Consider the following 23,717-nt stretch of genomic DNA (forward strand, 5'->3'; position numbering starts at 1 on the left):
TCGGCGCGGCGTTCGGTCCGGGGGGTCGCGGGCGGTGGGTCGAGGGGGCGCCCGCCGGGGCGCGGGCCTGCACACCGGATCAGCGTGTCGACGCGCTCGAAGCGGCAGGGGCCGTCGAGGCGGTCGAAGGGTCGATGTACAGCAGGCGGTTGGGTGTTCCGGAGCGGGCGTCGGTGATCGTGTCGGGGGTGGCGTCGGCGATCAGCGCGTGTTCGACGTCGGCGGGTGTGGCCGTGGGGTGTCGGGACAGCCACAGGGCGGCGGCCCCGGTCACGTGCGGCGCCGCCTGCGAGGTGCCGGTCTTGGTGTTCGTGGCCGTGTCGCCGGTGTACCAGGCCGACTCGATGCCCGTTCCGGGGGCGAAAAGGTCCGTACAGGAGCCGTAGTCGGAACTGCTGCGTCGCCGATCGCGGGAGTCGGAGTTGTTGACCACGATGGCCGGTCCGATCGCACCCGGCGTGTTGCGGCACGCGTCCGCGCCGTCGTTGCCGGAGGAGACGACCCAGGTGATGCCCGAGGCTATCGAGTTGTGGATCGCCGTCTCCTCGCTGCGGCTGCGCGAACCATTGATGCTCATGTTCACCACGGCCGGCTTCACGGCGTGCGCGGTGATCCAGTCGGCGGCGGCGATGATGTTCGAAGTACTCGCGCTGTCCTTGCAGTCGAGCACTCGCACGGAGACCAGGTGGACACCTTTGGCCACCCCGTAGTCCCGGCCGCCGATGGTGCCGGCCACGTGGGTGCCGTGCCCGAAACAGTCCTGGCCGGCACGACCGTCCCCGACCTCGTCGACGCCGACGCTCGCGCGTTGCTCGAACTGGCTGTGCGAGGTGCGGATGCCGCTGTCCACGACGTACACCGTCACCGCGCTCGCGGTGTCCGGGTAGGTGTACGCGTGGTCGAGGGGCAGGTTGCGCTGATCCACCCGGTCCAGTCCCCAGGAGGGGGGATCGGTCTGGGTGGACGCGGAGGTGTGTGCGTGGTCGAGGGGCAGATCGCGCTGATCCACCCGGCCCAGTACCCGGGAAGGGGGATCGGTCCGGGCGGACGCGGAGGTGTGTGCGTGGGCGTCCGGTTCCACGTAGGCCACCTGCGGATCCGCCGCGATCCGGCGCGCCTGCTCGGCGCCGAGGTCGGCCGTGAAACCGGCGAGGGCCGATCCGTGGGTGCGTACGATCGTGCCTCCGTACGCCCGGACGAGGCGGGCGGACCGCGCTCGGATCGCGTCCGGTGACAGAGTCGTGTCCTTGAACACCACGATGTGGCGACCCGCCGCCGGGCGGGCGGCGGAGTCGCCCGCGTTCGGGGGGACGTTGCCGGCGTGGGACTGCTGAACGGCGAGGAACGGAAGGAGGATCGCCGAGACGACGACCGCGGTCGACTTTCGGACAGGTGTGCGCACATCCACTCCAAAAAGAAAGACGTCGACGCCCGCGACATTCGGGATGCGTAGGTCTACTCCCGATCCGGGCTCGCGGCGGCACAGGTTCGCCAGTGACACGAATGGGCGGACCGTGCCAACCGGTTCGCCGTCCTGCCATTCTTTTCCCGGATCGGGCGCCCAGTCCGCCCCACGAGAAACAACGCCCCGGGTGGAGGCAAGCGCAAGACGAACGGATCGGGCACCGTATCGGCCCACCAGGAGCATCGCTCCGAGCGGAAGGCGAAGAGGACGGCAATGCGCGACGAGGAACTCACGACCCACCTGACCCGCCTCGGTCTGGGAGAACGCGAGACCCTGCTCTACCTGGCCCTGCTCCGCACCGGGCCGATCGCACCGGCGGATGTGGCCGCCCGCCTGGGCCTCGACCTCGACGACGTGGAGGAGTCCGTGGACCACCTCGTCGACCTGGGCCTGGTCTCCGCCGGCGGGCCCACCCCGGCGGCCGTCGTCCCGATCGAGCCGAGCATCGGTATCGAACGCCTCGCGCACACACGCTCGGCGGAACTGCGCCAAGCCCAACTGGCGGCGATCGACGCCTACCGTGGATATCGGCGCTCCGTGCACCCGCAGTCCGCCACGGACGAACTGGTCGAGGTGCTCACCGGAGCGAGGATCGAAGAGCGCATCCACCAGGCCGAGGGCGCCGCGAGATCCGAGGTGCTGCGCTTCGACTCGCCGCCCTACCACACCGGAGGCGTCGCCAACGAGACGGAGGAACACAACCTCGCCCACGGCGTCGAGTACCGCATCGTCTACTCGAAGTCCGCCGTGGAGGACAACCGTTACTACACGTGCAACATCCAGCCGTGCATCGCCGCCGGCGAACAGGCCCGGGTACTGCCCACCGTCCCGGTGAAGCTGACGATCTTCGATCGACGCCAGGCCCTGGTGTCGATGTCGTTCGTCGAGGCCGACATCAACGACTCGATCCTGATCGTTCGCCCGTCGAGCCTGCTGTCGGCGCTGATCGGCCTGTTCGAGACTTCCTGGCGTTCGGCATTCCCGCTGCACCGCCACGGCCGCGTCCCGACGACGCTGCGACCCCTGCACCGCCGCATCCTCGAACTGCTCGCCGGCGGCCTGACCGACGAGGCCATCGCCGAACTGCTCGGCATCAGCCGCCGTACCCTGTCGCGCAACCTCGAACAGCTCAACGCCGGCGCCGGCGCCACGACCCGCTTCCAACTCGCCCTCTACGCAACCCGAAAGGGCTGGCTCTGACCGGCGAGCGCCACCCCGATCGACCCGAAGCCCACATATCCGGGGCCGCATTCACCGGGCCGAGTGCGGGGACCTGATCGGCGCCCGTTCGAACGCGCCCTGATGCCGTTGCGCGTCGACGCCGCCGCAGGAACCGCAGGACGACAGGCTGTTCCTGTTCGGCGAAGTCGAGGCAGGCGGCCCTCTCCCGTGCTCGGCCGTCATCCTGTCCGGGTCCGGTGACGATCGGTGCCCGGGTGGAAAACGCTGTCTCTCCCGGGGGTCCGTCGAACGGGTTCGTCGTCGGCTCACCCGGTCGGTACGGACCGACGAGAAATCGGTGGTGATCCGGGCGCGGGTTTGCCTGTGGCCGGCGTTCGCGGGACCGGCGCGCGGGGGCCTGTCCGGTTGTCGGACCACGCCCCTTCGCAGGCGGTCGGGGACGCCGTCGTGAACCGCTGAGGGTGCCTGGCCGAAAGGCATCGGTGCCCGCGTGTCACCCGATTCGGTCGGGAGGAACCCGACGGGAGTCGATTCCGACGGAAGGACGCCGGCACCGGAAGGCCGGGCGATGCGCCGTCCGCGCTTTCGGACGAAGGCGGAGGCGCAGATCGGGTGCGCCCCGATCTCCACACGATCGGGGCGCGCCGGTCGTACCCGAGCGCCGTCGGACGTCGGCGTGTCGCAGGTGGCCGAAATCCCGCGTCAGGTGTCCGCCGTCTCGGCGCGGGCCGGCCTGGTGGTGTCGCAACCGGCGATGCCCCGGGCGATCGCGGACATGCAGGGGGGACACAGCAGGTCGGTGAGGGTTTCGTCGGGTGCGCCGCCCGTCTCGGCGGGCAGTGCGACGCCGCACAGGGCGATGTCTCGGCGGGCCGTCGCGTGCCACCACCGGGTCTCCTCGTTCTCCACCGCACGCAGGATGTGCATGTCGACCTCCTTGGCGTCGGACACCGGTCGCCGTCCATGCAACTACCGCCGTCCGGGGATTGCATCCGCACGCCGCCCGGTGCCGTGGGGACATCGTGCCGACGCCGGGGATCGCGTTGGGCACAGGCCCTGCGGACCCGTTCGGCCGAATGGGGGTGTGCCCGCGAGGGCCGGGGAGGTTCCGGCGTGGCCGGACGTCCACCGCGGTCCGCCGCGCGGGACGCGCTTCGCCTGCCGACGACAGCCGTGTCCGGCGCGGCCGATCGCGTCGGGCCGGACGGCGCGCGGTGGAGGTTGGTGGATCGCGCGGCGCTGCGTGCCTCGCCGGTCGTGTCGTAGGGGTCGAGGTGGGCCCGGGCCGCGTCGAAGTGTTCCAGTGCCCGTCCGCGCTCGTCCGGGGTCAGGGCGGGGCCGGCCGTGACCCGGTGGATTTCGTCGTGCGTGAGCCGGTACATGTCCGGCAGATCCTTCGCCGCGGGGCCGGCGTGGTCGTAGGCGGCGAACGCGGCTCCACCGCGCGGAAGGCGTCGCCCGCGTCGCCGGCGGTGGGGTGGGCGCGGGCCTTGCGGGCGTGCAGCATTGCCACCGCCCGGGACGAGGTGATTCGGCGGTGGGTGTCAAGGGCGCCGCCGGCCAGGTCGACGGCGCCGCGCGGGTCGTGGCCGCTGTAGCGGAGGTTGGCTCAGAACGCGAGCGCGGTCGCGCCGATGGTGGCATCGTCGCCGGAGGCGGCAGCCCGTGACGAGGCGGCGAAGTGCCGTTCGGCGCCGGCGGTGTGCTGTCGTACGCACACCACCCGGCGAGCCGAGGCGCCTTGGCGGCCGATCCGAACAGGCGCCGCCCCAGTCGCAAGCGCGTACTCCGAGCGCGTCCGCGGGTTCGTGTTACCGGTCGGCGGATCCGGACGGGGACGCCCCCGCCCGGATTCTCGCCGCGTCAGGCGTGCCGGTGCTCCCATCCTCGGTCGGTACGGGTCAGTTCGCGGAAGCCGGCGGCGGTCAGTCGCCCGATCGCGTCCGCGTCGTCGGCCGACTCGTAGGCGAGCACCCGGTCGACCCCGGCCAGGCGGAGCCACCGAGCAGCCTGGGCCAGGAGCCAGTCCGCCAACCCTTCGAAGCGGTGGTCCGGTTCGACGACGAGGTTGCCGATGTCGGCCAATCCTCCGTTGCGGGCAAGGCGTTCGGGCCGGTCGAGGGTGGTGTCCACCTCGATGAAGCCGAGGGCGCGGCCGTCGAGGTGGGCCGTCAGTCGGGTTCCGCACTCGCCGAGCGTGCGCCGCACGGCCGGTCGGGGCACCGACGGCTCGGTGGGCGGCGCCGGCAGGTCGGCGACCTCGGCGAGCAGCACCACCTCGGTGTGGCCGGTGTGCCGGAAGCCGGCCCGCTCGTAGGCCGCCCGCACGTGCGGCCACGCGTCGGGCAGGCCGTAGACCCCGGGCGCGGGCAGGGTTCCGTCGGCATAGCGGACCCGTACGTGCCAACGCGCCAACCGGGCCAGGCACGCGGCCATGAGCTGATCCGCCGCCGTCTCGGAGCCGGGCCGGAACGACGCCGGCGGACGGTGGAGGAACCAGGCGATCTCGCCCGCGCCGCGAAGGTCCGGGCCGACCTCGGCGTCGTCGCGGTAGCGCAGCAGGTGCGCGGCGGCGACCACGGCCCCGTGCTGTTCGGCGACCAGGGTGGCCCGCTCCGCCACCCACGGATCGGTGACGAACTCGTCCGGGCGCCGGGTGAGTTGCCCGAGAACGGTATTGACGGACACGGACACGCCGGGCACCACGGCGGCGACATGCGCGTTGACGAGCTCGGTCAACTGGTCGCGATCGTCACGATGAAAGGGGCGCACGGTGAGAGCAGGCATGAAGGACCTCCGAACGGCTTTGCTGCGAGGAAGGAGGCCGCCATGCGATGCGGTATGCCGTCGACGATACCTCACGCGGTCGGCCGCGTTCCCGATCCCGGCCCCGTTCCCGGGCGGGCTCGCTCGCGCTCCGGTGACTCCTTCGCTATGCGAGTGGTCGTCGGCTGTCGACGGTTACCGGGCCGATGGATTCTCGGCGCGGCGCATCGCTTGCCATCGGTGTCGATCCTTCCTTACGTCGTGCCGTGGTGCGCGCGCCGCGCCCGCCGCGGCCCCGCGTGGCGACGGCATTCCACCATGCCGTCCCGAGCCGGTGCGAGGACTCGTCGCGGCCCCGTGGCGGGGAACCTCACCCGCACGCGTCCGTCCGTGTTCCTCAGGCAGGCACCCCGCCGGGCCCCGGGAAGAGCTCCTACACGAACGGCGTCGCTGAGGAGGGTACTTGGCTGATAGAGAGGTTCTGTGACGTCGACAGCCAGACGGAATCCGGGTGCGACGCTGCCGGGGTCAACCGGCTCGGCAGCGATCTGCGCCAGGGCGTCCCGGAGTCGGCGGACGGCATCCTCCGCCTCGGCGTATTGCTCGGGACTCGCGAGGACGGTGCCGAAGGTCCCGCCGCGGTCGGCGGGCAGGGCGCGCCGGCGCAGGATTGGTTCGAGCGCGTTGATGTGGCGCGGAGAGGAACCAGGCCATGTGGCTGTGAGTGCGGGCGAGGGTGACCGCCAGGACGGCGAGCGTTTCCCGCAGGTGTTCGAGTCGGTCGATCTGCGGCAACGCCTCCCGGACGTCCGGGAGGCCGACAACGTTGCGCAGGCCGGCCGCGGCCTTGAGGACGGCGCGCGGCGCGAGATGCACACGGTGATCGTCGAGGGATGGACGGCGCGGCCCTGGACCCCGATACCGGCACTGATCTCCCGCACCGCGCCGGCCGGCCCGAACCGGCTGTCGCTCGTGTACCCCGCCCCCGTCGTTCGGCGGCACCGATGTCCACGAGCGCGGGCCCCTCCCCACCGAAAACCCGTCGCCACCCGCGCAGTGCCCCCGCGACATGTCATGGTCGAGGAACGACATCGCCTACAACGGCTGGTGGGTCCGCCCACCGGTCATCGAACATGCCCGCCGCGACGGCCCCGGGCAACTCGATTCCGGCGACACCCTAATCTCCGGGTGTGACCGAGAACGGCAGGCCGACGGCAAGACTCGCCCTCGACGGGACACCGCACCATCGCCGGCTCCTGGACGGTACGGATTGGGCGTCCCTGACCACCGGGCGTGGGACGGGGGAGTTCCTGCCGGAGGCGTTGGCACGTCTGCTCGACCCCGACCCGGCCGTCCGGGCCGACGCCGCGACCGATGCGCTCGGGGAGGTGACGCACCAGAACACCATCTACGAGGCCACCGTGCCCGTGGCCCGCTACGTCGCGGCCATCCTCGACCAACCGCACCTCACGGCGGGCGACTTCGACCCCGACGCCGCCGGGCCCTCGCGCCGCCCGACGCTGGTGAGGCTGCTGGAATGGCTGGGCGACACCGCCTGCGACGCGGACGACGAATGCGTCGCCATCGGCGAACGCAGGCACGGGGAGCGGTTCCTCCACGAGTACGAGGAGATGCGGGCGTTTCGGGACCTGCGGCCGGTGATCCTCGGCGCCGTCCGGCCCTTCCTCGGCCACGAGAGAGCGGACGTACGCGACGCGGCTCTCGTCGCCGCCGTCCCCCTCGCCGAACACCCGCTCCTGGGCGGGCATCGCAGCGAACTGGCCGATCATGCCCGCCGTCTCCTGGCCACGAGCACCGATCGCCACAACCGGGACCGCGCCCTGGACGCGCTGAGGGCATGGGGTCACGACCCCGGCGATCTGGAGACTGCGGCCGACGTCGCGGCCCGCGAACGGTACGCCCACAGCGAGGCCGAACGCGATCTCCGTGCAGCCGACCCGACGGGTGGGTACGACGACGACCCGCCGTTCTGAGCGCTCGTCGACAAGCTGCAACCCATGAGTGCATGACCTTCCGAGCAAGGCGGAGACCTTCGGTGTTCCGTTCCGGGGGTCAGTTCTCGCCCATCGATCTCGACAGTTACCAAGTGGCACGTCTACACGTTCATCGCTGACCGGTCCATCCGGCAGTTGAAGGACAAGATTCGGGCCCTCACAGGCAGGACGTCGCAGCAAGACTCCGGAACGTGCTGATCAGGATCAATCTGATCACGCGAGGGTGGGCCAACTATTCCAGCTGCGGGACCTGGTGGTCGCTTCGTACCTGGTCTGGAAGGTGCGCCGACAGGGGTCCAGCCGCCTGCGCTGGGATACCGGCCCCGACTGCGTCCGGCGGTTCGGGCACCATCGCGCCGAGCGATCCGCTGCTCTCGTGATTCCGCGCGGTAGCGGCCTGCGCTGCCACCCAGGGGTTACCCGTCGGCGTCGGCCGTCCGAGTTCCGGGGCCGCGGGCGGGTTTGCGTGTCTTTTCATCCAAACGGACGTTTGATATCCGTTATTTCCCGCATTTCTCTTTTGCCATATCGCGCGTGTCTCACGTCACATGCTCTTTTCGAGTTCTTTACCATTACAATGCTCGCGCATACTTTTTTCCGAGGCAAAGGATCCCTGTTGAAAACTAGGATTCTGTCTTCATTAATCATCGCGAGTTGTCCTGGTTTCCTGACTCCACTCGTGGCCTGTGAAGTCGCGTCGGCCGCGCCTGTATCCATGGCGGATCCGCCGAATCCGGTCAGCATCAGTTCGCACGTGGTGCTCGATCGCGGCCGATGACGGCGGTCTCATGACACTCCGGTACTAGAGGATCAGGTCATCCTCAAGGTGGCCGATTGCCCGATCCCCCCGGCTAAGGAGTCAGATTGAAGCGCGCATCCAGGCCGGCCAAGGGAACAATAGCTTTGGGATTCGTTGTCCAGATTATTGTTCTCGGGTGGTATGCCGCGTTGTTCGTTCTCTTCTCCGAGGGGGTCGGGCCGAACGACCACCTCGAGGGAAGCGACGAGGGCGAAGGAGAAACCTCGCTGGTTCTCGCGGTCTCCGGAATCATCATCTTCGCCGATATCTTAGGTATTCGCGGCCTGTTCCGAGACAAAGCTTCCGGTGCGACTGCTCCGTGGATCGTGATTCCGGCACTCATCGGGCAGGGCGTACTTGCGGTTGCGGCTGCCCTTGGCGGCTCGTGGGCAATATGCGCTCTGTCCGTCGCCTTCCTGGTGCTGGTCCTGGTCTGGGTGAGATACGTTTCGGGCGCCGATCCGGACCCGGTCGACGCCATCGGAAACCCGTGACCGCACCGACGCGTTCGTCATGCGAGGTCGTCGGCCTCCAGGTACACCTCGGCCAGAATACGGAGTTCGTGGTCGGCGGCCTTGACCCGGTCGCCGGGCCGGAGCCTTCCCGTCAGGTCGTTCGGGCGGTCCGGGAGGGTCACTGTGGCCACCTGCTCCGGTTCCTGCGGGGCAGGAGGGACCGGGAAGAAATCGTCGGAGACGAGCTGCGCGGTCAGCACCTGATCGAAGTCCGGCCGTGCGGTGAGCCGGTGCGACATGAAGATTTCGACACCGCCGAAGTGGTCGTAGCTCAAAGCCGCGGCGGCTTCGGACGGGCCCGGCGGGGTGAGGGCCCTGTACTGCAGGACTTTCCCGATCCGGATGGTCATCCCACCCAGCGGTTCACCGCCCTTCGCGAAGTGTCCGAGGAACAGCTCGGCGGCGAACCCTTCCTTTCTCGTGGCGTCCTCGAACGACAGACCCGGATTCGGTAGCACGGTGAGCGCCGCAGAGGTGCCGAATCGCTGCCGGGCGGCGCGGTACTGCTCCGCTTTCCCTGTCACCCGCATCACGGCCTGGTAGTCGTACGGTGCCGCGAAGGTCGCCATGTGCACGGCATGGATCCGGTCGGTGCCCAGGAGGACCAGTCCGTGGATGGCGGGTGACCCGGTCACCATGGCAGCGAGGGGTCGGGGTCCGGGCTCTTGGGTAGCAGCCGGCAGACGAAGGCGGCGAGGAAGGTGTCCTGCGGCGCGGTGACGCTGTGTTCCTCGCGGGGACCTCCCCAACGATAGGTCACCCACCGGATCAGCATGTTGTAGCCGTACTTGAGCACGAGGACCTTGGCGAAGTTGCCCTCGCTCGTCATCACGGCGAACACGTCGCTGTCGACGAGCTGGTTCGAGGCGTCCGGGTTCCCGGGGATGGGGACGTTGCCGTAGGTCAACGTGACCAGCTGATCCAGGGTGAGGGTGTCGAAGTCGACGACGCCCAGGTTGACGATGCTCGATCGGCGGCCGGGGGTCATCTGTGCGGAGGTCTCGGTCAGCCATTCCCACCAGACGTCTCCGCTGAACAGGTCACCGCCCTGGTCCCCGGTGTCGAGGTCGAGGATCCAGGTGCCCTTCAGGGCCGTGTCGCCGCGGTTGACGACGATGGGGTCGGTGACCCGCCGGGTCAGATCGAGGTTCCGGGCCAGGGCCACGGACTCCACGTACATCGGGCAGCGGCCCTGCGGGGGGCTGCCCCCGTCGCTCAGTGGAGTGGTTCCCGGCGGCAGCCGCCAGGACCGGGAGCCGAACAGCTCCAACGGTGGATCCAGCCACGGGCGGACCAGGGACACCACCCGGTAGTCGAAGGCGAGGGACTGCACCGCGTCGTCGATGCCGCCCAGGGTCGACGTGAGCTGCGGCGGAGCCTGGTCGGCCAGGGTCAGCAACAGTTGGCGGTCGAGGGTGACCCGAGTCCAGGGCAGGCCGAGGGCGGCTGCCGGGGTGTAGTAGGTGGGAGCGTAACGGACGCCGTTCGGGGAGGTCGAAAACTGATCGGGAAGGTTGGGATTGAAGGTGTCGCGATGCCGCTTCCAGATGCTGGAGGGCGCCTTCAACGCCAGTTCCGACAGCTCCCGGACGGCATCCTCCACCGGGCTCTTGTGGCCGGTCGTCTGCCATGCCTCCATGGCATCGTCCCGGACTTGCCGAAGCCTGGGCTCCAGCTCGCGCGTCCAGCGATCGCGGACGGCGGGGTCGGAGGACATCGCGGCGGCCTGTTCGCCCTGGTGGTAGTCGGCGTCGGCCTGGAGCCACGCCTGCCGCGCCGCCCGGTACTCGCTCAGGGCAGGCGACGGTGAGGAGGCCCCGCCGGCGCCCGTGGTGTAGAGGTAGGCCGAGGCCGCCTGGTATCGCTGTTGCTCGTTCGGAGTGAGCGTGCTGTCGGCGAGGTCGGCGGCGAGCACCTCACCGTAGATGTCCCACAGGTGGGGTGCGTCCCCCGGCGACCACACGGGCTGGGTGGGGATCCGGTTGACGAGGTCGGAGAACTCGGCGTGCACCCGAGCCTGGCCGAGGTCCAGCGCTCCGTCGAACCGGAAATCGGAGTCCCGATAGGCAACCGGCGTGAGCGGTACGGAGACCAGATGCTCTCTGTCGGTGAATAGTTGCTGCATGCGGGCCGCCAGCCCCAGAAGGGCGGAGCTGTCGACTGAGGTCGCCGTGACGGTGTTCATGAGGGGCGCCTTTGCGGTGGTGTGCTGTGCTGTGCGATACGGGGAGCCGTAGCCCTCAGACGAGCTTCCCGGGGTCGATGCCGTCCAGAAGGTTGGGCGTCTTGCCGAGCAGATGGTTGACGAAACCGATGATCTGCATGCCCGGTACGGTGATGGTGGTTCCGTCGTTCTCCGAGTGGAAATGCTGGTCGGACTCGGCGTGGCCGTAGCTGCCGTTGATGCTGAACGGTCCCCAGCCCACACTGGCTTGGCCCGACACGGAGCTCGAGTGCGACTGGAAGGCGCTGGCGAAGGACGCCGAGCGGATGGTGAGGTTCTTGATGAACAGGGCCTGCAGCGGGTAGCCGATGAAGCGGCCGCTCGGTGGACTGCCGCCGTCCGACGGCATCTGGTCATAGTTCCAGCCCTGCCCCCGCACCAGGGTCCAGCCTCGGTTCTCCAGGAATTCCGCGTAGAACCAGGGGCGTACGACCTGCACCTGAGTCATGTCGAAGGACAGAGCGAAGTCTTCGACCTGGTAGTTTGCGCTGAAGTCGCTGGACGTGGAAGTCACTCCCGCGCTCGCGCTCCACAGGCCCCAGCCGACGCCGCCGCCCGCCGACCACGAGGTGGTGTCGAAGCGGCTGGCGGAGTCCACCATCTGGTGATACATCGAGTAGTTGGTCCAGCCGCTGGATTCGGCGAAGTCACCGGGGACCACCGTCGTGTAGTAGAAGTTCGTGCCCGGACCGAGGGCGCTGGTGACGGCCTGGTCGTAGAACTGCTCGAGGTTGCGCTTCCACAGCAGCATCGACTTCTCGGTGGTCTGGTCGACGTACGCCCGAATCCGGTCGACCTCGTTGCGGTAGCCGCTGGTGACCCAGTCGTCCTCGGCGGAGGCCACCATCTGGGCATACAGCTGGGCGTTGGAGGCCCAGTCCATCACCGCCGCCTTGCCGGCCTCACCGACGGCGGCCTGCGCGGCGACGCGCTTGTTGTTGTAGGCCAGCTTCGCCATGTTGTAGGCCGTCTGACCGGCTTTGTAGGCCTTCAGCATCGGACTGTCTTCGGTCTTCTCGGTCTCCTCGTCCGTGAAGGGATCTTTGACCTTGCGCGTCACGCGGAGCAGGCTGCGCGCCTTTTCCAGCTTCTGCTTCTGGTCGTCGGTGAGCTCGTCGTCGATGACCTTCGAACCTTTGAGGATCTGACCGTAGATCTCGCTGAGACGGGCACCGTTCGCGTTGCGCCACACGCCTTCCTGGCGCTCGGAGGAGTACGCGGAGGTGACGTCCGGGATGTAGTCGATCAGCGCGGCGAAGTTGTAGGCCTGCTGGAGCAGGAGCTTGTCCTCCTGGGCCGTGTGGCCGGTGCCGATGCCCTGTGCGGCGAACGTGAAGTCCGCCGGCTGGTAGGGCAGTCCCGGCATGCACCAGGTGATGAAACTCGACTTGTCCGGCGGAACACTGCCGTCCCCGCCCGTGAGCACGTTGTACAGCTGGTTGCGGAAGATCCGTCCAAGATCCTCGAGTTGGTATGCCATGAGAGTGTTTCCATTCCGCGGTGGCCCACCGCCAAGACGCCGGCGACGGGAGTGCTCGACGGTCGGCCTCGATGGTGCGCATGGTGTGCGAGAGGGCTTCGTCATAGTTCGGTGCCGTCGTCGGGTAGCCGGCGGCGACGATCGCGTCGGCGAAGGCGCACGGGTCGTCGGTGTGCTCGAACGCCGGGGCGTGGCGCGCGTTTTCCTCAGGAACCTGCCGTGTCCCGTGAAGGGTTCTCCCGGGGAGGAGAAGACGCGGAACCAGCCGCGTACCACGTGGAGGTGAATGCCCTTCGAGGGGTGCCTACCGCAAGGCCCGATTCGCCGTTGAAACCGATACCGGCGTTGAGAAATCGGTGGCATAACTCGTGCCGGTACCCCGGTCACTGGCATGACGCATTGCGAACATTCGGCCGCACATACGCGACTCGCAATTAAAACTTAAGCCCGTGTCAAGGACAGTGCCACTCGGCGAGAACGCGGCCCACCGCCGCCACTGCCCAGGGCCGGCACGCTGAGGTTGAGTCGTGGGTAACCCCTGGGGGAACCAGAGTTCGCCGGCCGCGCTCACTGTCGTGTAGCGGCGGGACGAGGCCTCCGGCGGCGGCGCGTTGCCGGGCCGCCCGGTGCCCCCGGTGGCGGGGCCGGCCTGTTGGCGGCGGGCATGGTGGTGTCCGCGATGCCGGTCCCGGCCGAACGCGCCGAGTGTGGTGCTCTCGTGCACGCCCGGCCGCCGCGCGCCGACATCGCCGCCCGCCTGACCGCGGCCGCCGCCGGGGTGGAACACCGCAGGCTGCGCGCGGGCACCCGCACCGCCGCGAGCCGACGGACCACGGTTGCCGGGCGACGCGCACGAGCGCGGCGGCACACCCGCAGCCCCGCACCCGCAGCCCCGCACCCGCCCGGCGTGCCGTCGAACAGGACGATGCCGAGGGCTCGCCGGGGCGGGTGCGATCTCTTCGGCGGTGCGCGGCACGGCGGGGGGCCGGCCCGCGGACCTACGCCTTCGGCGTCAGGTACCGGTGATGTGCTTCTCCGCCGCGTCACACCAGGCGAGTCCGGCCCGCGCCTGGCCGACGGCGTATTCCCGCAGCAGGAGGCTGACTGCCGAGGTGCCGCCGTTCAAGGCCAGCCAGCCCTCGAATTCGCGACGCTTGGCGGCGATCAGCGGCAGGAGGTCCTCGGGGCTGAGGGCCTCGGCGAAGAGGATCTTCAGCAGTGCCTCGTCGCGCAGTTGGGGCGGAGTGGGCGGGTCGCCGAGCCACCGGAACAGCACCCGGCGGCCTTCGTCGGTGATGCGCCAGACGGTCTGGCCGCGCGGTCCGGTGACCGCGTCGGCTTCGATCAGGCCGAGCGCTTGGAGGTTCTTGAGCTGGGGGTACAGCTGGGCATAGCTCACTCCCCAGAACGTGTCGACGATGTGCCCGGTGGCCTGTTTGATGTCGTAGCCGGTGCGCGGCTGCATGGCGATGAAGCCGAGCGCGGTCCAAGCGGTCGCAGTGAGTTGCGATGGCTCGGCGGGCTTCCGCATCGGGTCTTGCTCCTCTGACCTATCTGGCATATATCTATGGTACATATCTATGGGAGATATATGCGGCGCCGTTGCCCATCCACTGATGCCGGCGCCGCGCGCGTGGCCGACGCCGGGGCGCGCGGGTCGCTGCGATGCGAGACCTCGACTGACGGAGGATGTTGTGACCCCCTTGCTCGGTACTGTCGACCAGCTGGGCTATGTCGTGACCGACCTGCGCGCCGCGATGCGGCACTGGGCGGAGAACCTCGGCGTCGGGCCGTTCTTTTGCTTCGCCGAGGCGGCGATCCCGAACATCTACTATCTGGGCGAGCGCACGCCCGTCCGGATCGGCGTGGCGTTGGCGTATTCGGGCGATCTGCAGATCGAACTGATCCAGCAGCTCAACCCCGAAGCTCCCAGTGCGTACGCGGACTTCCTGCAGCAGCGCGGGGAAGGCCTGCACCACCTGGGGCACTTCGTCGAGGAAGGCGAGGCGGCCTACGACGCGCACGTCCGGCGTTTCGCGGACGCCGGTGTCACGCCGTACCACAACGGCGACTCCGGCGGCCCCGGTACACGCTTCGCGTACTTCCCGACGGAGGCGCACGGCGGCACCGTCGCCGAGGTCATCGAAACCGCCTTGTACCGGGACTTCTTCGCCACCATCCGCGACGCGGCCCGGGACTGGGACGGCCGCGACCCGGTGCGCCCGGTAGGCGGCCTCTGAACCACCGGCCGGCGGCATACCGCTTCCTGCCGACCTCGAACAGCGGCCGCCCACACCGGTCGGCCACGCCGGTCGGCCACGCCCCATGCCGAGGCCCAGGCCCAGGCCCAGGCCCAGGCCCAGGCAAGAGGAGGACCCCAGGATGCGCGCAGTACGCAACACCGACGAAGGCGTCCGGGTCGTCCGCGTCCCCGAACCCGAGGTGGCGGGCGACCCCGCCGACAACCTGCTCGTCGACGTGGTCTCCACCGCGATATGTGGAAGCGACCTGCACATGGTCACCGTCGGGATGGCGGGGGCGACGCTCGGGCACGAGTTCGCCGGGACGCTCGCCGACGGTACACCGGTCGCGGTACGCCCGCAGGCGCCCTGCGGTGCCTGCGACCTGTGCACGTCGGGACACCGCCAGTTGTGCCGTACCGGCGGTGAACGTTTGTACGGGGTGGCAGTCGACGGCGGCATGGCCGACCGCGTGGTGGTCGACGCCTCGATGGTCTTCCCGTTGCCGGTCGGCGTCGAAGCGCGCGACGCCGCATTGGTGGAGCCACTGGCCGTCGCGCTGCACGGCGTCAACCGCGCGGGCCCGGTCGCCGGTCGCCGTGTCCTGATCGTCGGCGGCGGCCCGATCGGCCTGTGCGCCGTCGCCTGCGCACGGCACGCGGGCGCGGAGGTGACATTGGCCGAGCCGCAGCGCCACCGCGCCGAGGCCGGTGAGGCACTGGGTGCACGGATCGGAGCGCGCGGCGAGTACGACGTCGTCATCGACGCGGCCGGCGTCCAGCCGTCCTTCGACCTCGCCGTCGAACACACCCGCCCCGGTGGCACGCTGGGACTCCTGGGGACGTTCTGGACGCCCGTGACGATGAGCGTCGCGGTCCAGATGAAGGAGATCGGCATCATCCCGGCGGTCACCTACGGACACCACCAGGGCGTCGAGGAGTTCGCCACCTCCGTCGAAGTCCTGCGGGACACCCCGCGTCTGGCCGAGGCGTTGGTGACCCACAGGTTCGGACTCGACGACGCGGCCGAGGCGTTCGCCCGTGCCGCCGACCCGTCCGCCGAAGCCATCAAGATCATTCTCGAGCCGTGATCCGACTCGGGCGATCGACCCCCGTGACGACCTTCGCATCATGAGACGAGTACACACATGAGCCGACTCATCCTGACCCACGCCACCGTGCTGGACGGAATCCACGGCCCGGCCGCCAACCACACCATCGTTGTCGAGGACGGCCGCATCACCCACGTCGGCCACGACGCCCAAGCACCCCGCCCGGTCGACGGTGACCGCGTGGTGGACCTGGCGGGAAAGACCGTCATGCCAGGGATGTTCACGTGCCATTTCCACGCGACGTACCACGAGCTGGGGTCGCGGCCGAACGTGCCGTACGGCAACGAGTACCCGCCCGCCTACCAGGCGCTGATCGCCGCGAAGAACCTCCGAACGGCGCTGGAGCACGGCTACACCGGGGTGGTCGGCGCGGGCGCGTCGAACGAGGTCGAGGGCGGTGTCAAGCGTGCGATCGAGGACGGTCTGATCCCGGGCCCGCGGTTCTGGCCCTCGGGGCGGGAACTGTCGACGACCGGCCACGCGAATGACGGTGTGCCGTGGCACTGGGGGATGCCGGCGCCCGGCGCGGTGCGGTTGTGCGACGGGGCGGACGGGTTCCGCCTCGGGGTGCGTGAGGAGATCAAGCGCGGCGCCGAGGTGATCAAGCTGTTCGTCACCGGCGGCCACGGCACCACGGCACCGAAGAACCGCATCGAGATGACGCGCGACGAACTCGCCGCGGCGATCGAGACGGCGCACGCACGCGGCGCGCTGATCCGCGCGCACCTGGTCAACAAGCCGGCCATCATGATGGCTCTCGAACTGGGCATCGACATCGTCGACCACTGCGACGAGATGGACGACGAGATCATCGCCGCACTGGTCGAGACCGGCGCGTTCGTCGTCCCGTCCCTGCACTTCCCCAAACACTTCCTCGACATGATGGGCGACGGGCTCGGCTTCGCCGCGGACGCGATCCGCGCCGACCTCGCGCACATGTACCGGGAGATCCCCAAGGCCCAGGCCGCCGGCGTGAATTTCGTCCTCGGGGACGACTACGGCGCGGTCGGCTTCGGCCACGGTCTCTACGGCCGCGAATTCCGCCTCTACACCGAGCACGCCGGCATCTCACCCCTCGAAGTCATCGGCTGGGCCACCCGCAACGGCGCACAACTCGCCCGCCGCGGCGACGATTTGGGCACCATCGAGGCAGGCAGGCTCGCCGACCTGCTCGTGCTGGACGGCGACCCGATCGCCGACATCGGCGCCCTCGCGGACCGGCCGCCGCTGGCCGTGCTCAAGGGCGGCGAGCTCGCCGCAGGCGCCCTGCCCGCCGTTTGACGGCGTCGCGTACCACTGCGGCCCACCTGCCCGCCGTGTCGGGAACCAGCCTCGCCACCCGCCGACCCATCGATTCCCCGACCTCTGGAGACACCACCGTGCGCAGCGGGCGGCGAAGCGCCGTTCGGCGCCGGCGGTGCGCTGTCGTATCCCGGGCCGGGGAGGGAACAAGGACGTCGCCGGGCCGGGGAGGGAACAACGACGTCGCCGGCCCGGGGAGGGAAGAAGGACGTCGCCGGGCCGGGCGGCAGGTGCTCGACGGAAGGACTCGGGTGTGATCCCGCTGTATCCGCACCGCGTGAAGGGTCCGGGTGTGCTCGGCGCGGGTCCCGGCGGTGCCGGGCCCTTCGGCCGGTGGCCCGAGCCCGAAGACGACCGGGACCGCAACGACGACATCGATGCGGGGCGACCGACGCCCGGCCGCGATCCGTTCGCCCGCAGGGGCGTCGAATAGCCGGGGCGCGGGAGCGGACCGGCGAGGCACCCGTGTGGGCGGTTTCCCCACGCTCGGGGATCTCGTTGGACGAGGCGACGCACACCTCGGGTGTGCTCGGATCCGAAGGGAAGTCCCCGCCGTGGCCCACGAACCCATCGCCGGCGACGACGCGCGCACCGAACTCGACCTGATCGACGCGTACGACCGCGCGATCGAGTACGCGTTCGTCAACCGTGGCGATCTCGAGGGGCGGGATCGGATCGACACCGAGGCCCTCGTGCGCCGCCTGGCCCCGTGCGGTTGCGGACGCCTGGAGTTCGACGGCCGCGACGTCGACCGCACCCTTTTGACCTCACTCGCGTTGCGGGCCGGGTGGCCCACCGCCACGGGGGTGCTGTTCGCCGCGCTCGACTACGCCCACCGCGCCTGGGGCTGCGCCGGCCGGGCGAACGTCATCCGTGAGATCCACGCGAGTCGGCCCGGGCGACGCGAACCGGTCGAACTCACCGGGCTCCTGGGCCGGCTGGTGCGGATCCACGCGCCTGGGACGCCGTGCGACGCGTGCGAACCCACCTTCGCCCAGGCGGCGGACCGCGCGGCCGGCCACTCTTTCGGGTGAACCCCACCCGCGGTCCCCGGCGGGAATCCCCGTCGCCGGCGTACCCGGGGAGAGAAGAGCGCCGCCGGCCGGTCCGCGCCGCCGCCCGGCCCCACTCCGAACGACCACCGCTGACCGATCGGTGCGCTCGACCGCGCCGCATTCGTACGCAGTCCGTGCCCCGATGACCGACGATGAGGAACGCGTGGAGCCGAGACTCGGTCGCCTTCTGTAACTGCTCGGTCCAGCCGACGAGGAAGACGCCGGGCCACGGCGGCAATGCCCTGGTCTCCGGCCCCGACGGAATCGGTGGAGGGGGAGGTCGCGGCGTTGGAGGCTTTTGCGGGGGGTGGCGGGCGGGGCCCAGGGCGTGTCTTCAAGCTCCGTCGAGTAAGCCGTGGTGCGTGCGATCGTAAGGCGCGTGACCTGCGGCTGGGCCTGGGTTCGGCCGTGCGAGGGTACGCAACGCCGCGAGCTGCGCGCCACGGTTCGCGTCCCCGGTGCGAGTTCGAAGACAAGCCCCAGCTTCGATTCGATCAGTTCGGCTGGCCTATCGGCCGTACCACCAACGTGTTCACGTCCACGCCCGCAGGCTGCCCGATCGCCCACATCACCGAGTCCACCAGCTGCTCCGCCGAGATCATCGGACCGGCTGCCGCGGCCCCGCCCGGACGCTCGTCCCAGAACGGCGTCAGCACCCGCCCCGGCGCGATCAACGTCGTGCCGACGCCGTAACCGGTCACCAGCATGCGCACGTTCTCCGCGAGACCGGTGACCGCCCATTTCGTCGCCGAGTACATGTTCCCGGGCGTGTTCTTGAACCCCGCCACACTGCCGACGAGCACGATCCGGCCTTGCGACTCCTTCAACGCGGGCAGCGCCGCCCGCACGAGCAGGGCCGGGCCCAGCACGTTCGTCAGCACCATGTCCCGCCACTGCGCGGGGTCACCCGTCTCGACGTTTCCGTCCACCGCGAACCCGGCGTTCGCGATCGCGTTGTCCAACCGGCCGAACACCCGCACGGTTTCCCCGACCGCCGCAGACACCTCGTCCCAATCCGCCGCGTCGCCCGCGAATGTCAGCAGACGTCCGCCGGTGCCCAGCCCGTCCGCCTGATCGGCCAACGCAGCCAGCTTCGCCTCGCTGCGCCCGGTCGCCGCCACCCGGTGCCCGGCGGCCAGCAGCCGCCGCACCGTCTCGGCCCCGATGCCGCTCGACCCGCCGGTCACGAACGTGACCGGCCCCGAACCGGTGTCGTCCGCCGCAGCCGCCCCGGTGTCCTGCGTCCTGCCGCCGCTCATGCTCTCCCCGCACTTCCGAAATCCGGCACCCGTCCGGGCGCCCGTGATCACCCGACGCTAAATCGCCACTGCCCCCAAGTCCACGGCTTTCCCCGCGCCGCGCCGCAGGACCCCGAAGGGCCGACGTCGACAGACGGGCCCGGGCACGGAACGACCCGCTCGCGTCCTCGTCCCGACGGTCCACGAGTGCGGGATCGGAGCAGAAGCCCACGAAGCCACCGCAGGGGCCGTGAACTGCCCGTTCGTGCACCATCGGTAATCTTTTCCCGAGGCCGACACCGCCGTGACCGCACAGCTGCCCGGCCGCCGGCGCGCCGACGTCACCGATCGAGCGATCGGCGCTCGGCGCCGTGAACGCCGCACCGGATGTCGACCGCGACGGGACGAGGTACACCTCACTGCCGGAGGCGGGGAATCCGACCCCGAACAGGTGTACGTCCCGCGGCATGGGGCACAATGCTGCGGCCCACAGCCGGCCCGAAAGCAGGAGGACGCCGACATGAACCGCACTGCCGCGACCGCCTTCCCGGTCCCCGACGCGACCGCGACCGCCGCCGAGGGTAGCGCGTTCGCCGATCTGCCGGTCGTCGACGACCCGGGCGGTGTTTCGGCGGCCGACGCGCGGGCGATGTCGAAGGTGTTGTTCGAGCGGCTGCGGGTGCTGGAGGAGGGCACGCACGAGTACCAGTACGTGCGCAACACCCTGATCGAACTCAACATCCCCCTGGTGCGCTTCGTCGCGGGGCGCTTCCGCTCGCGTCCGGAGACCACCGAGGAGATGGTCCAGGTCGGCACGATCGGCCTGATCAAGGCCATCGACCGCTTCGACCCCTCCTACGACGTCGAGTTCCCCACCTTCGCCGTCCCCACCATCTCCGGCGAGATCAAGCGCTTCTTCCGCGACACCTCCTGGGCCGTGCACGTCCCACGACGCCTGCAGGAACTGCGCCTGGAACTGGCCAGGGCCCGCGACGCGTTCACCGCCGAACACGACCGCGAACCCACCCCCGCCGAACTCGCCCACAGGCTCGACATCGGCGTCGAGGAAGTCCTCGAAGGCCTCGCCGCAGCCGCGGGCTACACGGCCGCCTCCCTCGACGCCCCGGCCACGGACGACGGCCCCGCCGAGGTCCACGCCTCGCGCGCCTCGTTCGTCGACCCCGGATACGACCTCGCCGAGAACCTGCACGCCCTCAAGCCGCTGATCGCGGCCCTGCCGCAGCGCGAGCGCGACATCCTGTCCATGCGCTTCGGCCAGGACCTGACCCAGTCCGAGATCGGCGAGCGCCTGGGCATCTCCCAGATGCACGTCTCCCGCCTCCTGGCCCGCACCCTGACCGGACTGCGCACCCGACTCCTCGCCGACTGAAGCCCGACGAGGAACCCGGCCCCGGGGAAGGACCGCGTCGCCTCGATCGCGACCGCGTGTGGCGGACCTTCCCCGCGCGCCGCATCGGCCGAGTCCGTCCCGATGAACCCGGGCACCACCGCCCCGCTGCTGATCTGTCCGCGGATGACCGACGCGCTCGCCATCCCAACCGTCGGAAGGTGCCGCATGAGCACTCGGGAGAACACCGAACACGCCGACGGCACCGACGTGACGACCCGGGACGATGTAACGGCCCGCAAGCAGCGTCTGCGTCGGCGGCTGGAGCGCCTGCTGGGCATGGCGGCCACCGAAGGCAACGAACTCGTACCGCTGCGCAACGGTGATGCGATCTTCCCCGCCATGCTCGACGCGATACGCGGCGCCGAGCACACCATCGACATGATGACCTTCGTGTACTGGCGGGGTCGGATCGCCCGCGACTTCGCCGCCGCGCTCGCCGACCGGGCCAGGGCCGGCGTGCGAGTGAGGCTGCTCCTCGACGGCTTCGGCGCCAAGGAGATCGAGCGAGACCTCCTCGACGTCATGGACGACGCCGGCGTCCAAGTGGCCTGGTTCCGCAAACCGTTGTGGCTGTCGCCCTTCAAACAGAACCACCGCTGCCACCGCAAGGCCCTCGTCGTCGACGAGCACACCGCCTTCACCGGCGGCGTCGGCATCGCCCGGGAATGGTGCGGTGACGCCCGCAACCCCGACGAGTGGCGCGACACCCACGTCAAGGTCCGCGGCCCGGCCGTGGACGGTATCGCCGCCGCGTTCGCACAGAACTGGGCCGAATGCCACGACGAACTCTTCGACGACCGTGACCGCTTCACCGGACACGACCAGGTCGGGACCTCGATCGTCCAGGTCGTGCGCGGTTCGGCCGGCGTCGGATGGCAGGACATGCAGACCCTCATCCGCGTCATGCTCACCTCCGCCGAGCAACGTTTCCGCCTGGCCACCGCCTACTTCGCCCCGGACACCTACTTCGTCGACCTGCTGTGCGCCACCGCCCGCCGCGGCGTCACGGTGGAAATCCTGCTCCCCGGCCCCCACACCGACCAACGTGCCTGCCAACTCGCCGGCCAGCACCACTACAGCCGACTGCTCGAAGCGGGCGTGTCCATCCGCCAATACCAGCCGACCATGATGCACGCCAAGATCATGACCGTGGACGGGGTGGCGTCGCTGATCGGCTCGACCAACTTCAACCGCCGCTCCATGGACCACGACGAGGAAGTCATGCTCGCCGTCCTGGACGAGACCTTCACCGCGGAACTGGACCGGGACTACGACGCGGACCTCGAACGCAGCGTCACCATCGACCCCGACCGCTGGCAGCGTCGGCCCGCCGGGCAACGCCTGCGGGAGGCGGCTGTCCTCCCCATCAGACGGTTCCTGTAGCCCCCGGGGGTGGTTCGGTGAGGGTGACGGCGATGGATTGCATCCGACGTCGGGAATGCCGTCGGGTTTGGAGAAGGTGAGGCTCAGGACGCCGTTCTTGGCCTTGCCGGCGGTGGACACGGGCAGCGGGTTCGGGCTGGGCGCACCCTCGACCCGGAGTTTGCCGTTGCGCGCGCGGCCGGGTGCCGGCGGCGGGCCGCGAGTGCCCGCCGCCGGCGGAGTGCGGGCCGGCGGGGGGCGGGATTCCATGGGGTGCTCTCCTCGGAGCCGCGAACCCGCATGCCGAAGCGGCCGGCCGCGGCCGAGGATCGATGTACCGGCACGTGAAGTCCGCCGGCCCTGTCCCGGTTGTTTCCACGCTGTCCGGGACACGACCGAGGCAGTGCCTCCGACCAGGGGAAATGGCCCTGGAACGGGCGGGTGTTGTCCGGGACGGCGATCCGGCCTTGTCGTGGGCCGAGGGTCCCCACGAGGCTGAGAGAGCCGACAGGCAGACACCACGACTCGCAACCGGAGGAGCGCCATGCGCCTTCGTCCCATACTGACCACAGCGCTGCTCGGCGCCGTTGTGACGGCCACGGCCGTCGTACCGGCGCAGGCGGCTACGGACCGGCCGGACCTCGCTCCGTTCGCCCCGGGCAAGAAATGCGCCACCCTGTACGCCCCGAACGGCACCGGCTCCATCGAGATCTGCTGGACCTGGACCAAGCACGCCCAGGGCGCCGGCTTCTACGGCTCCTACTGGGGCAAGTACCACGACAACAGTCGCGACCAGAAGCACTTGATCCTGCAGGCCAAATCCACCAGTTGGAACTGGGGGCCGGTGGACGCCGCGACCCAGGGCGACAACGCCCACGGGGAGCCCTTCAACAAGGACTACCAACACCTGAGCGGACTCACCTTCCGAGCCTGCATCAGCGGCGGTGGTTGCGGCTCGGCCCCCTGAGGCATCCCGGGACCCCGGACGCCCCGTCGCCCCGTCGCCGCGTCGCCCCAAGCGGATCCCCGGGACCGGGCCCGGTTCGCGAGCCGGCTGGGACAACCAACTCCTCGACAAACCAGGGAAGTCGGAGAGGCCGAACCGTGTGGTCCGTACAGGTCCAGCAGTCGCAGTCGGCTCGCCTGGAGGCGGCCGGCGATCACCTGTGCGCATGCGAGGGTGATCGCCGCTCGTCCGAAGTCGGTGCGCGTTCGCATTCGGCCCGCACGGCGCCCGCGTCGAACTCCACGGCCCGGACGGCACCGACGGCTCGGCCGCCCAGGTGCCATCGGTAGGGCGGGAACAGCCGGCTCCAGCCGACGAGTTCGCCTGCGCCCGGCATCTCCACGGTCGCCGCGTGGCCGCCCGGGACGTGCACGTCCAGGTACACGGCGCCGGCTTCGAGGAGTCGGAAGGTGCGCGCCGGTTGGTCCTCCTCGAACATGCGGGTACCCGACTAGTAGGACTTCGTTAGGTCGGGATGGGTTCTGGGTGTCTTCGGGTGTTGGTTGGAAGTGGCCTGTGGCAGGTGGTGCAGGTTCCGGTCCAGCA

Annotated in this window: 19 protein-coding genes; 10 read left to right on the plus strand and 9 right to left on the minus strand. The window is 69.9% G+C overall.

Annotation, left to right across the window (positions count from 1 at the left end; translation table 11 throughout):
• Positions 1 to 79: 79 nt before the first annotated feature.
• Positions 80 to 1,402 (minus strand): S8 family peptidase, encoded by a 1,323-nt coding sequence (locus ACIBM5_RS42605; protein ID WP_396012059.1) that lies wholly within the window; start codon positions 1,400 to 1,402, stop codon positions 80 to 82.
• 276 nt (positions 1,403 to 1,678) lie between these two features.
• Between ACIBM5_RS42605 and ACIBM5_RS42610 the strand changes: the two genes are divergently transcribed.
• Positions 1,679 to 2,665, plus strand: a complete 987-nt coding sequence (locus ACIBM5_RS42610) for a helix-turn-helix domain-containing protein (RefSeq protein ID WP_396012060.1) — start codon at positions 1,679 to 1,681, stop codon at positions 2,663 to 2,665.
• A 684-nt stretch (positions 2,666 to 3,349) separates the two neighbouring features.
• On the opposite strand, the gene ACIBM5_RS42615 is transcribed toward ACIBM5_RS42610, so the two are convergent.
• Positions 3,350 to 3,598 (minus strand): hypothetical protein, encoded by a 249-nt coding sequence (locus ACIBM5_RS42615; RefSeq protein ID WP_396012061.1) that lies wholly within the window; start codon positions 3,596 to 3,598, stop codon positions 3,350 to 3,352.
• A 912-nt stretch (positions 3,599 to 4,510) separates the two neighbouring features.
• Positions 4,511 to 5,434 carry a GNAT family N-acetyltransferase gene (locus tag ACIBM5_RS42620; protein WP_396012062.1) on the minus strand — a complete coding sequence of 308 codons (924 nt, stop codon included), beginning with the start codon at positions 5,432 to 5,434 and terminating at the stop codon, positions 4,511 to 4,513.
• A gap of 1,169 nt (positions 5,435 to 6,603) precedes the next feature.
• On the opposite strand from ACIBM5_RS42620, the gene ACIBM5_RS42625 reads away from it, so the two are divergent.
• Positions 6,604 to 7,407 carry a hypothetical protein gene (locus ACIBM5_RS42625; RefSeq protein ID WP_396012063.1) on the plus strand — a complete coding sequence of 268 codons (804 nt, stop codon included), beginning with the start codon at positions 6,604 to 6,606 and terminating at the stop codon, positions 7,405 to 7,407.
• Between the two features lie 885 nt (positions 7,408 to 8,292).
• Complete coding sequence (locus tag ACIBM5_RS42630) at positions 8,293 to 8,721, plus strand: hypothetical protein (protein WP_396012064.1); 429 nt, start codon at positions 8,293 to 8,295, stop codon at positions 8,719 to 8,721.
• A gap of 17 nt (positions 8,722 to 8,738) precedes the next feature.
• Here ACIBM5_RS42630 and ACIBM5_RS42635 read toward each other — a convergent pair whose 3' ends face one another.
• From ACIBM5_RS42635 to ACIBM5_RS42650, 4 genes are all read right to left on the minus strand, one after another.
• Positions 8,739 to 9,380 carry a hypothetical protein gene (locus tag ACIBM5_RS42635; RefSeq protein WP_396012065.1) on the minus strand — a complete coding sequence of 214 codons (642 nt, stop codon included), beginning with the start codon at positions 9,378 to 9,380 and terminating at the stop codon, positions 8,739 to 8,741.
• Positions 9,374 to 10,927, minus strand: a complete 1,554-nt coding sequence (locus tag ACIBM5_RS42640) for a hypothetical protein (protein ID WP_396012066.1) — start codon at positions 10,925 to 10,927, stop codon at positions 9,374 to 9,376. The genes ACIBM5_RS42635 and ACIBM5_RS42640 overlap by 7 nt, the downstream gene beginning before the upstream one ends.
• 55 nt (positions 10,928 to 10,982) lie before the next feature.
• Complete coding sequence (locus tag ACIBM5_RS42645; RefSeq protein WP_396012067.1) at positions 10,983 to 12,446, minus strand: hypothetical protein; 1,464 nt, start codon at positions 12,444 to 12,446, stop codon at positions 10,983 to 10,985.
• A gap of 1,012 nt (positions 12,447 to 13,458) precedes the next feature.
• The gene (locus ACIBM5_RS42650; protein ID WP_396012069.1) at positions 13,459 to 13,977 is read right to left on the minus strand and encodes a PadR family transcriptional regulator; all 519 of its coding nucleotides are present in this window, start codon (positions 13,975 to 13,977) and stop codon (positions 13,459 to 13,461) included.
• 163 nt (positions 13,978 to 14,140) lie between these two features.
• Here ACIBM5_RS42650 and ACIBM5_RS42655 point away from each other — a divergent pair, with 163 nt between their 5' ends.
• The 4 genes from ACIBM5_RS42655 (at position 14,141) to ACIBM5_RS42670 (ending at position 18,133) form a co-directional block, all read left to right on the plus strand.
• Positions 14,141 to 14,686, plus strand: a complete 546-nt coding sequence (locus ACIBM5_RS42655) for a VOC family protein (RefSeq protein ID WP_396012071.1) — start codon at positions 14,141 to 14,143, stop codon at positions 14,684 to 14,686.
• A 142-nt stretch (positions 14,687 to 14,828) separates the two neighbouring features.
• Positions 14,829 to 15,776 carry a zinc-binding dehydrogenase gene (locus ACIBM5_RS42660; RefSeq protein WP_396012072.1) on the plus strand — a complete coding sequence of 316 codons (948 nt, stop codon included), beginning with the start codon at positions 14,829 to 14,831 and terminating at the stop codon, positions 15,774 to 15,776.
• A gap of 57 nt (positions 15,777 to 15,833) precedes the next feature.
• Entirely contained in the window at positions 15,834 to 17,078 is a 1,245-nt protein-coding gene (locus ACIBM5_RS42665; protein ID WP_396012073.1) for an amidohydrolase family protein, read from the plus strand.
• Positions 17,079 to 17,653: 575 nt separating this feature from the next.
• Entirely contained in the window at positions 17,654 to 18,133 is a 480-nt protein-coding gene (locus ACIBM5_RS42670) for a hypothetical protein (RefSeq protein WP_396012074.1), read from the plus strand.
• A gap of 515 nt (positions 18,134 to 18,648) precedes the next feature.
• On the opposite strand, the gene ACIBM5_RS42675 is transcribed toward ACIBM5_RS42670, so the two are convergent.
• A complete protein-coding gene (locus ACIBM5_RS42675; RefSeq protein ID WP_396012075.1) occupies positions 18,649 to 19,413 on the minus strand; it encodes an SDR family oxidoreductase in 765 nt (254 codons plus the stop codon).
• A 499-nt stretch (positions 19,414 to 19,912) separates the two neighbouring features.
• Here ACIBM5_RS42675 and ACIBM5_RS42680 point away from each other — a divergent pair, with 499 nt between their 5' ends.
• From ACIBM5_RS42680 to ACIBM5_RS42690, 3 genes are all read left to right on the plus strand, one after another.
• Positions 19,913 to 20,782: a SigB/SigF/SigG family RNA polymerase sigma factor gene (locus ACIBM5_RS42680; protein ID WP_396012076.1), complete on the plus strand. Its 870-nt coding sequence runs from the start codon at positions 19,913 to 19,915 to the stop codon at positions 20,780 to 20,782.
• 186 nt (positions 20,783 to 20,968) lie between these two features.
• Positions 20,969 to 22,186 carry a phosphatidylserine/phosphatidylglycerophosphate/cardiolipin synthase family protein gene (locus tag ACIBM5_RS42685; protein ID WP_396012077.1) on the plus strand — a complete coding sequence of 406 codons (1,218 nt, stop codon included), beginning with the start codon at positions 20,969 to 20,971 and terminating at the stop codon, positions 22,184 to 22,186.
• 523 nt (positions 22,187 to 22,709) lie between these two features.
• A complete protein-coding gene (locus tag ACIBM5_RS42690) occupies positions 22,710 to 23,132 on the plus strand; it encodes a hypothetical protein (protein WP_396012078.1) in 423 nt (140 codons plus the stop codon).
• Positions 23,133 to 23,325: 193 nt separating this feature from the next.
• Here the strand turns inward: ACIBM5_RS42690 and ACIBM5_RS42695 are convergent, their stop codons facing one another.
• Positions 23,326 to 23,610, minus strand: coding sequence for a hypothetical protein (locus ACIBM5_RS42695; protein ID WP_396012079.1), 285 nt, complete (start codon positions 23,608 to 23,610; stop codon positions 23,326 to 23,328).
• Positions 23,611 to 23,717 lie beyond the last annotated feature (107 nt).

It is taken from the genome of Embleya sp. NPDC050493 (assembly GCF_044458105.1).
In the GTDB taxonomy this organism is placed as follows: domain Bacteria; phylum Actinomycetota; class Actinomycetes; order Streptomycetales; family Streptomycetaceae; genus Embleya.

Excerpts from the sequence above, each read along its gene's own strand:
- ACIBM5_RS42610 (WP_396012060.1), top strand. The coding sequence starts at position 1,679 with ATGCGCGACGAGGAACTCACGACCCACCTGACCCGCCTCGGTCTGGGA.
- ACIBM5_RS42620 (WP_396012062.1), bottom strand. The coding sequence starts at position 5,434 with ATGCCTGCTCTCACCGTGCGCCCCTTTCATCGTGACGATCGCGACCAG.
- ACIBM5_RS42635 (WP_396012065.1), bottom strand. The coding sequence starts at position 9,380 with ATGGTGACCGGGTCACCCGCCATCCACGGACTGGTCCTCCTGGGCACC.
- ACIBM5_RS42640 (WP_396012066.1), bottom strand. The coding sequence starts at position 10,927 with ATGAACACCGTCACGGCGACCTCAGTCGACAGCTCCGCCCTTCTGGGG.
- ACIBM5_RS42645 (WP_396012067.1), bottom strand. The coding sequence starts at position 12,446 with ATGGCATACCAACTCGAGGATCTTGGACGGATCTTCCGCAACCAGCTG.
- ACIBM5_RS42650 (WP_396012069.1), bottom strand. The coding sequence starts at position 13,977 with ATGCGGAAGCCCGCCGAGCCATCGCAACTCACTGCGACCGCTTGGACC.
- ACIBM5_RS42660 (WP_396012072.1), top strand. The coding sequence starts at position 14,829 with ATGCGCGCAGTACGCAACACCGACGAAGGCGTCCGGGTCGTCCGCGTC.
- ACIBM5_RS42665 (WP_396012073.1), top strand. The coding sequence starts at position 15,834 with ATGAGCCGACTCATCCTGACCCACGCCACCGTGCTGGACGGAATCCAC.
- ACIBM5_RS42675 (WP_396012075.1), bottom strand. The coding sequence starts at position 19,413 with ATGAGCGGCGGCAGGACGCAGGACACCGGGGCGGCTGCGGCGGACGAC.
- ACIBM5_RS42680 (WP_396012076.1), top strand. The coding sequence starts at position 19,913 with ATGAACCGCACTGCCGCGACCGCCTTCCCGGTCCCCGACGCGACCGCG.
- ACIBM5_RS42685 (WP_396012077.1), top strand. The coding sequence starts at position 20,969 with ATGAGCACTCGGGAGAACACCGAACACGCCGACGGCACCGACGTGACG.
- ACIBM5_RS42690 (WP_396012078.1), top strand. The coding sequence starts at position 22,710 with ATGCGCCTTCGTCCCATACTGACCACAGCGCTGCTCGGCGCCGTTGTG.
- ACIBM5_RS42695 (WP_396012079.1), bottom strand. The coding sequence starts at position 23,610 with ATGTTCGAGGAGGACCAACCGGCGCGCACCTTCCGACTCCTCGAAGCC.